The sequence below is a fragment of the Microbacterium sp. Ag1 genome (assembly GCF_001005635.1).
Lineage (GTDB): Bacteria > Actinomycetota > Actinomycetes > Actinomycetales > Microbacteriaceae > Microbacterium > Microbacterium oxydans.
The window spans coordinates 279222-287267 of sequence record NZ_LBCR01000029.1; the positions used below are offsets into that span (position 1 = coordinate 279222).

General features: G+C 68.4%; 11 protein-coding genes. 6 read left to right on the forward strand and 5 right to left on the reverse strand.

Going from position 1 to position 8046, the window contains the following annotated elements:
* Window positions 1-10: 10 nt before the first annotated feature.
* From AAY78_RS19920 to AAY78_RS10200, 5 genes are all read right to left on the reverse strand, one after another.
* Complete coding sequence (locus tag AAY78_RS19920; RefSeq protein ID WP_164734066.1) at window positions 11-154, reverse strand: hypothetical protein; 144 nt, start codon at window positions 152-154, stop codon at window positions 11-13.
* Window positions 151-2484, reverse strand: a complete 2334-nt coding sequence (purL, locus tag AAY78_RS10185) for a phosphoribosylformylglycinamidine synthase subunit PurL (protein WP_046748164.1) — start codon at window positions 2482-2484, stop codon at window positions 151-153. The genes AAY78_RS19920 and purL overlap by 4 nt, the downstream gene beginning before the upstream one ends.
* Before the next feature lie 80 nt (window positions 2485-2564).
* Complete coding sequence (locus tag AAY78_RS10190; protein ID WP_046748165.1) at window positions 2565-2888, reverse strand: type II toxin-antitoxin system RelE/ParE family toxin; 324 nt, start codon at window positions 2886-2888, stop codon at window positions 2565-2567.
* Window positions 2885-3127: a ribbon-helix-helix domain-containing protein gene (locus AAY78_RS10195; RefSeq protein WP_046748166.1), complete on the reverse strand. Its 243-nt coding sequence runs from the start codon at window positions 3125-3127 to the stop codon at window positions 2885-2887. Before AAY78_RS10195 ends, AAY78_RS10190 begins: the two co-directional genes overlap by 4 nt.
* Before the next feature lie 124 nt (window positions 3128-3251).
* Window positions 3252-4205 carry a helix-turn-helix transcriptional regulator gene (locus AAY78_RS10200; protein ID WP_046748167.1) on the reverse strand — a complete coding sequence of 318 codons (954 nt, stop codon included), beginning with the start codon at window positions 4203-4205 and terminating at the stop codon, window positions 3252-3254.
* A 103-nt stretch (window positions 4206-4308) separates the two neighbouring features.
* On the opposite strand from AAY78_RS10200, the gene AAY78_RS10205 reads away from it, so the two are divergent.
* The 6 genes from AAY78_RS10205 to AAY78_RS10230 all read left to right on the forward strand — a co-directional run bounded on the left by AAY78_RS10205 (window position 4309) and on the right by AAY78_RS10230 (window position 8024).
* The gene (locus AAY78_RS10205; protein ID WP_046748168.1) at window positions 4309-4758 is read left to right on the forward strand and encodes a VOC family protein; all 450 of its coding nucleotides are present in this window, start codon (window positions 4309-4311) and stop codon (window positions 4756-4758) included.
* A gap of 311 nt (window positions 4759-5069) precedes the next feature.
* Entirely contained in the window at window positions 5070-6257 is a 1188-nt protein-coding gene (locus AAY78_RS10210) for a MalY/PatB family protein (protein ID WP_082108647.1), read from the forward strand.
* Between the two features lie 96 nt (window positions 6258-6353).
* Complete coding sequence (locus AAY78_RS10215; protein WP_046748169.1) at window positions 6354-6584, forward strand: hypothetical protein; 231 nt, start codon at window positions 6354-6356, stop codon at window positions 6582-6584.
* Window positions 6581-7348 carry a 3-keto-5-aminohexanoate cleavage protein gene (locus AAY78_RS10220; RefSeq protein WP_231589698.1) on the forward strand — a complete coding sequence of 256 codons (768 nt, stop codon included), beginning with the start codon at window positions 6581-6583 and terminating at the stop codon, window positions 7346-7348. Before AAY78_RS10215 ends, AAY78_RS10220 begins: the two co-directional genes overlap by 4 nt.
* 35 nt (window positions 7349-7383) lie before the next feature.
* A complete protein-coding gene (locus tag AAY78_RS10225) occupies window positions 7384-7542 on the forward strand; it encodes a hypothetical protein (RefSeq protein ID WP_156172637.1) in 159 nt (52 codons plus the stop codon).
* A 35-nt stretch (window positions 7543-7577) separates the two neighbouring features.
* On the forward strand, window positions 7578-8024 hold the full coding sequence (locus AAY78_RS10230; protein ID WP_046748172.1) for an NUDIX domain-containing protein: 447 nt from the start codon (window positions 7578-7580) through the stop codon (window positions 8022-8024).
* Window positions 8025-8046: the final 22 nt, after the last annotated feature.

An 8046-nucleotide genomic window follows, 5' to 3' on the forward strand; every position in this document is an offset into this window, starting at 1 on the left:
AGATCTCGACTCAGCCGAGAAGCAGCGTCAGCACCGTCGCGCCACCACCGCCGAGGATCAGCGCGATGATGACGGTCCACGCGACGATGCGCATGCGCCGATTGCGCTTCTCGCCGAGGTCGCCGTAGTCCTCGCTGAGACCGTCGTTGCTCATGCGCTGACCGCCTCGGTGACGGTCGGGCCGAAGTACGACGGCAGTGTGGCCTGCGAGCGCTCGCGCAGTTCGGCTGCCGTCACGGTGAAGACGTCCTGCACCTCGAGCTTCGCGCCCTCACTGTCGGTCACGCCGATGCGCATCACCGGGTAGTCGCGTCCCTCGCAGAGTCCGCGGAATTTCACGTCGTCCTCGCGGGGAACGGTCACGATCACGCGGCCGGTCGACTCGGAGAACAGGGCCGTCGCGGCATCCACGCCGTCACGCTCGATGATCTCGTTGAGCCAGACGCGGGCACCGACACCGAAGCGCATCACACCCTCGGCCAGGGCCTGCGCGAGGCCACCCTCGGAGAGGTCGTGCGCCGACGAGATGAGCCACTCATCGCGGGCCGCGGCGAGCAGGCCGGCGAGGCGCTTCTCGCCCGCGAGATCCACCTTCGGAGGCAGGCCGCCGAGGTGCTGGTGCACGACATCTGCCCAAGCCGAACCCGAGAGCTCGGTCGAGGTGGTGCCGAGCAGGTAGATGTTCTGCCCCTCGTCCTGCCAGCCGGACGGGATGCGGCGGGAGACGTCGTCGATGATGCCGAGCACGCCGACGAGCGGGGTCGGGTGGATCGGCACGTCGCCGGTCTGGTTGTAGAACGAGACGTTGCCGCCGGTGACCGGGGTGCCCAGTTCGTAGCAGCCGTCTGCGAGGCCGTCGACGGTCTGGCCGAACTGCCACATGACCTCGGGGTTCTCGGGAGAGCCGAAGTTGAGGCAGTCGGTGATGGCGGTCGGCACGGCACCGGTCACGGCGACGTTGCGGTACGCCTCGGCGAGGGCGAGCTGCGCGCCCGCGTACGGGTCGAGCTGGCAGTAGCGGCCGTTGGCGTCGGTCGCGACGGAGAAGCCGAGGCCGGACTCCTCGTCCACGCGGATCATGCCGGCGTCGTCGGGGAAGCTCAGGGCCGTGTTGCCGAGCACGTAGTAGTCGTACTGGTTCGTGATCCAGCTCGTGTCGGCCAGGTTCGGGGAAGCAACGAGGGCGAGGAACTGCTCGCGCAGCGTCTCGGGGTCGTTCGCGCGCGGAAGCTTCTCTGCGGCATCTGCCTGGAGCGCGTCGATCCACGTCGGGTACGCGACCGGACGGTCGTAGACAGGGCCGTCGACCGCGACGGTCGAGGGGTCGACGTCGACGATGCGCTCGCCCTGCCAGTCGATGATGAGGCGTCCGTCGCCGGTGACCTCGCCGAGCACGGAGGTCTCGACCTCCCACTTGTTCACGACGGCCAGGAAGGCGTCGAGCTTCTCGGGGGCCACGATCGCCATCATGCGCTCCTGGGACTCCGACATGAGGATCTCCTCTGCCGTGAGCGTGGGGTCGCGCAGCAGCACGTTGTCGAGAGAGACCTTCATGCCGCTGTTGCCGTTGGCCGCGAGCTCGCTGGTCGCGCACGAGATGCCGGCTGCGCCCAGGTCCTGGATCGCCTCGACGAGCTCGCCGCGGTACAGCTCCAGGCAGCACTCGATGAGCACCTTCTCGGCGAAGGGGTCGCCCACCTGCACCGCGGGGCGCTTGGTGGGGCCACCGTCGGCGAACGTGTCGGAGGCCAGGATGCTCGCGCCGCCGATGCCGTCGCCACCCGTGCGGGCACCGAACAGGACCACCTTGTTGCCGACACCGGTGGCGTTGGCGAGCTTGAGGTCTTCGTGGCGCAGCACGCCCACGGCGAGCGCGTTGACGAGCGGGTTGGCCTGGTAGACGCTGTCGAAGACGGTCTCGCCACCGATGTTCGGAAGGCCCAGGCAGTTGCCGTAGAAGCTGATGCCGCTGGTCACGCCGTGCACGACGCGGGCGGTGTCGGGGTGGTCGATCGCACCGAAGCGCAGCGCATCCATGACGGCGACCGGGCGGGCGCCCATCGAGATGATGTCGCGGACGATGCCGCCGACACCGGTGGCCGCGCCCTGGAACGGCTCGATGAACGAGGGGTGGTTGTGCGACTCGGCCTTGAAGGTGACGGCCCAGCCCTCGCCGACGTCGACGACGCCCGCGTTCTGGCCCATGCCCACCATGAGGCGTTCCTTCATCTCGTCGGAGACCTTCTGGCCGAAGCGGCGCAGGTAGTTCTTGCTCGACTTGTAGGAGCAGTGCTCCGACCACATCACCGAGTACATCGCCAGCTCGCCCGAGGTGGGGCGGCGGCCGAGGATCTCCTTGATGCGCGCGTACTCGTCGTCCTTGAGCCCGAGCGCGCCGTACGGCTGCTCCTTCTCGGGGGTCGCGATCGCGTTCTCGACGGAGTCGGGGACGTGCTGGGGGGAAGGTGCAGGGGCGGTGGTCACGCGCACTCCAAAGGAAGGGGCCGGCGGGGCAGGTTCAGTCTACCGGCGTGGGTGGGGACGCTCTCGCGCGGGCTGCGGACTCAGAGTCGGTCGCGGAGGACGGCGGCGATGTCTCGCCCCGTGTGGAGCACGCGGTGCACTCGCACAGCATCAGGGTCGTGGGTGTAGATGATGAGGTACGGGTGGCTCCGAAGAGGGAAGGCGCGGATCTCGGGAATCTCGGTCACCGGTTCGAAGCGCGCCGACCCGAGAGAGGGATGCGCAGCGAGCCGACCCATCGCGTGCTGGAGATCATCGATGAACGCGATCGCGATATGTGGCCCTGCCTCGCCGAGATAGTGGGTGACTGCGCAGTCGATGTCCTCATCGGCCCGTCGAGACGTGATGGGGTGCCCCGGAGTCACGCGTCGGGGGCGTCGGCGTGGACGCGGTCTCGAAGGCGATCGAAGTATGCCTGGTCGATTTCGGAGCCTGGTCCGGATGTCATCCCGTCGATGACGAACGACCGCAACTGCTCGCGGGACTGCTCGTGGCGGATCAGCTCACGCACGAACTCGCTGCTGTTGCTGTAGCCGCGTTCGGTCACCTGGGCTTCGACGAAGTCCTTCAGTGCGTCCGGAAGAGAGATGTTCATCGTGGCCATGCCCCCACGCTAATACTGATGGCAAAGTTTGTCATAGGGTCAGCAAACCCGAGTCTCGGCACCGATGTCGGCCCCGTCGCGGCTTCGTTCCGGGATATGGGGAAAGGTCGTGGAGCTCGACGGTTCAGGAGGACGAGTCGCCTGCCGCGGTGAAGCGCTCCGCCAGGATCCCTGCCGCCTCCCGCAGCGCCTCCGGCCCGACCACGGTGAACGGAGCGTCGAACCGGGCGACCGAGGCGAGCACCCCCACCCACGACCACGACCCGATGGTGACGCGGCATGACCCGTCGGGGAGTTCCTCCAGATCTCCGACGCCGACCCAGGGCGCGATATCGCGGGCGGGGAGCGCGATCACGACCTCACCGAGGCATGGCCAGGCGTCCGTGGCCATCGCCCCCTTGGCCCGGGCCGCGAGGTAGGTCTGCGCATCCGCGGCGGGCAGAGGCCTCGGTATGAATGACGGGCCGGTCGGGATCCGCGGTGTCATCCTGTCCAGGCGGAACGTGCGCCAGTCGTCGGCCTCCAGGTCCCAGGCGAGCAGGTACCACCGGCCTTCGCGGGCCACCACCGCGTGTGGTTCGGTGCGACGGGCCGGACGGTCGCGGTCGGGACCGTAGCCGAAGCGGAGCACCTGCCGGTCGCGGACGGCGGCGCTCGCCGCCTCAAGTACCGTCGGATCGACCCTGGTCGCGTTCTCGGTGCCGGTGAAGCGGATGCCGTCCACTCGATGTCGTAGCCGGGACGGCATCACCTGGCGCACGGTGGCCAGGGCTCTGGCGGCACCTTCATCGATGTCGATCCCCGTCGCTGAAACGCTCTGGAGGGCGACGGCGATCGCGACCGCCTGATCATCGTCGAACAGCAGCGGCGGGAGCTCCGATCCTGCGGCGAGACGATAGCCGCCGTCCGGTCCCTTGATCGCACCGATCCGGTAGCCCAGCGCGCGCAGCCGGTCGACGTCGCGGCGCACCGTGCGGGGGCTGACCTCCAGCCGTTCCGCCAGTACGGACCCCGGCCAATCGCGCGGGGTCTGCAGCAGCGACAGCAGCGCGAGCATGCGTGAAGAACTCCCGGTCATGCGATTCAGTCTGCCCGAAGTAGAGGACGGAAACTGACCTCTACCTCTGTGATCGTTGTCGTCAGAGGTCCCGAACGGCGGGGCTCGCGACGAGGAGAAGAGCATGACCATCACCACCACGACCCACCTGAACTTCCGCGGCACGGCCCGGCAGGCGCTCGACTTCTATCAGTCCGTGTTCGGTGGCGAGGTGACCGCGGCGACCTATGGACAGTTCGGCATGCCCGAGGGCGTTCCGGGCTTCGACAAGATCGTGTTCGGCCAGTTGGACGGTGTCGTGCGCCTGATGGCGTACGACATCCCTGGTGAGGACGACTCGAACCCGGCGGCGACCGCGGGCAGCACGCACCGGGAGAACGGAGCGACCCTCACCGACCGCACGTTCTTTCAGTCCCTGCGCGCCGACTCGCTCGACGAGCTCCAGCGCTACTGGAACGGGCTCGTCGAGGGCGCGACCGTGATCGAGTCACTGGCAGCATCGGCGTGGTCGGCAGGGTTCGGCATGCTCACCGACCGCTTCGGTGTGACCTGGGTGCTCGACGTCGCGGCCTGAGCCCGGCTCCTCCCGGCTCTCCCCGAACGGATGCATGAACATCGGACGGATGCATGAGCAGCTCCTGCGTATGATCATGCATCCGTCCGATCCTCCGGCAATCGTGCGCCCCGGCAGGCGTGCGCCCCGGCAGGCGCATGTCCCGGCAGGCGGAGCCACCGGTGTCACGGATCGACACGCGAAATGCGGTCGGGCGTGGCCGTCCGTAGATTGGACTGGTCCCGCTGCGAATGGAGTTCCCCGTGTCCGAGATCCGCGTCCTGCGTCTTTCCTGTATCGACGCCGCCGACTGACTCGGCGGGACCCAGACCATGACCTCCGCCTCCCCCGTGCATCCGTTCGATGCCCGCACCCGTCTGTTCCTCGATCGGCCGCAGAGCCGCAAGTGGAGTCTGCACCCCGGACACATCGGCGCCTGGGTGGCGGAGATGGACTTCGGGGTCGCGCCCGAGATCGCGGAGGCGCTGCATCGCGCGATCGACGACGAGAACCTGGGATACCTCTCCCCTCCGCAGGCCGCGGAGCTCGGTGAGGCGACATCTGAGTGGATGCGCGACGAGTACGACTGGGCGGTCGATCCCGAGCGTGTGCATCCGGTCTCGGACGTGATGGCGGCCCTCGGCGTCGCGGTGCAGGAGTATGCGCCAGCGGGTTCGCCCGTGATCGTGCCCACCCCCGCGTACATGCCGTTCCTGACCTACCTGCCGGCGATCGGACATCCGGTGATCGAGGTCCCCGGCGTCGAGGTCGACGGGCGCTGGCAGCACGATCTGCAGCGCATCGATGAGGCGTTCGCTGCCGGCGCGAGGACGCTCGTGCTCTGCAACCCGCACAACCCGACCGGCACGATCGTCGGGCGTGATGAGCTGGAGGCGATCGCAGAGATCGTCGAGCGGCACGGCGGGCGGGTGTTCGCGGATGAGATCCACGCCCCGCTGCGCTATGAGGGTGCGTCGTTCGTGCCGTACGCGTCGGTGTCGGAGGTGACGGCCGCGCATACGGTGACGGGAACGAGCGCCTCGAAGGCCTGGAACATCCCTGGGTTGAAGACGGCGCAGCTGATCACCTCGAACGAAGCCGACCAGCAGTTGTACAAGCGGTTCGGTTTCGCGGTGCAGCACGGTGCGGCCACGCTCGGGGTGGTGGCCTCGACGGCGGCATACCGGTCGGGCAAGCCCTGGCTGACGGAGGTGATCGAGTACCTCGACGATTCTCGGCGGCAGCTGGCGACGCTGGTGGAGGAGCACCTGCCCGGAGCCGTGTATCGCGTGCCCGAGGCGACATACATCGGGTGGATCGACATCTCGGCGCTCAGGATTCCGGGGCCGCCCGCCGAGTTCTTCCGCGAGCAGGCCGGGGTCGTGCTGACCGAGGGGCGGCTGCTCGGGCGTGGCGCCGAGGGCCATGTGCGAGTGGTCTTCGCGACACCGCGTCCGATCTTGGAAGAGGCTTTCGCCGCGATGGGCGATGCCGTGCGCCGGGCGGGTCTCGTGGTCTGAGCCGGGTGCGCTCGGGAGTTGCTGCGGAGACTGTCAAGCCCCTCTGTCGTGTCGGTGGCCTCACGTAGAAAGGTATGCGAGAGAAGGGATCCCGCCATGGCTGCAGGCGACATCGAGACGTTCCATCGCAACGGCATCTGGTTCAACCGCATCGAGGGGGAATCGCAGACGTTGGGGAGCAGCTTCATGAGCGAGGCCGAGGCGGTCAAGGTCGGTCGCAGCGCCGCGGTCGCACGTCAGGTCGAGCACACGGTGCGCACAGAAGAGGGGCCGTCGACCGACTGCTCTCCCTACGACCTGCACCCGCGCGAGCTGATCGGCCGATGACCGCGGTGGATTCCGACCCGCCCGCCCGGCCTCCGCGTCGGATGCTGTTGCAGGCATGCGTGAACGGCGCTCGTGATGCGGTCGAGCACCCGTGGTTGAGTGCGGATGCGTCGGTCGTCGCCGACGATGCCGCGCGTGCTGTGGTGGCGGGAGCGCACGAGGTGCATGTGCACCCCAAGGATGCCGCCGGTCGCGACAGCCTTGCCGCCGACGATGTCGCTCGCTGGGTGACAGCTGTCCGCGAGTCGAGCCCGGGTGTGCCGGTCGGCGTGACGACGGGCGCATGGGCCGAGCCCGACGTCGAGCGCCGCCTCGCCGCCATCGAGGCGTGGACGGAGCTACCCGATCACGCGTCGGTCAACTGGCACGAGGCCGGTGCCGACGAGGTGGCCGCGCTGCTGCTTAGGCGCGGCGTCGCGGTCGAGGCCGGGTTGTGGGACGCGGCCGGCTTCGAGATGTGGAAGCGGTCGCCCGTTCGCGGGCAGAGCCTGCGGGTGCTGATCGAGCTCCCCGACGAGCCGGCCGAGGTGCTGCGCGATCACGCCGAGGGGATGATCGCCCACGTGCAGCTCGAGGAGCCCGACCTCCCGATCCTGTTGCACGGCGAGGAGGGGTCGACGTGGCCGGTGTTCGACCTCGCCGTCGAGTTCGGGTTGGCGTCGCGCATCGGCCTGGAAGACACGCTGCTGCTCCCCGATGGCACGACTGCTCCGGGGAACGCGGCTCTGGTTCGGGCGGCCGTGGCGCGGATGCGGGGAGTCTGACCGGGCGGGTGCGCGGGGTGCGGCATTCTGGGGCGATGTTCTCTGGCTCTTTTCTTCTCGTCCTTCTCGCGAATCTCGCGTACGTCTTCATCGGGATCGCTGTCGTGTGGTTGGTGATCTACTCGGCCGTGCGCGCGGCTCTCGCGTCGCACCGGCAGGCGATGGCCCGAGAACAACGACCCCGCCCGGAGTGACGGCCTACGCGCAGTCTCGAACCTAGACTCCCGGCATGCCGTTCTCTGACTACGTCCGATCGATCCGCGCGCGGATCGGTCACGACCTCCTGCTGTTGCCGGGCGTGACCGCGGTGATCCGCGAGGGCGATCGTTTCCTGCTCGCGCGCACGGCGGGCTCGGAGGAATGGGGTCTGATCGGTGGTGGGGTCGAGCCGGGGGAGGATCCGGATGAGGCGATCGCCCGAGAGGTGCAGGAGGAGATCGGAGCCCGCATCCGCATCACGGGGATCGTCGGTGCCTTCGGCGGCGAATCGCTCGTCGTGACGTATCCGAACGGGGATCGTGTGTCGTACGTGTCGACCGCGTTCGCGTGCGAACTGCTCGATCCGCCGGTGCCTGATCAGGACGAGGTCGTCGAGGTCGGGTGGTTCACGCGTGCCGAGATCGCCACGCTGCCGCATCCGGTGTGGGTGGATCGGATTTTGGCCGAGGTCGGCTAGTTGTGATGTCCAGGCAGGTTGT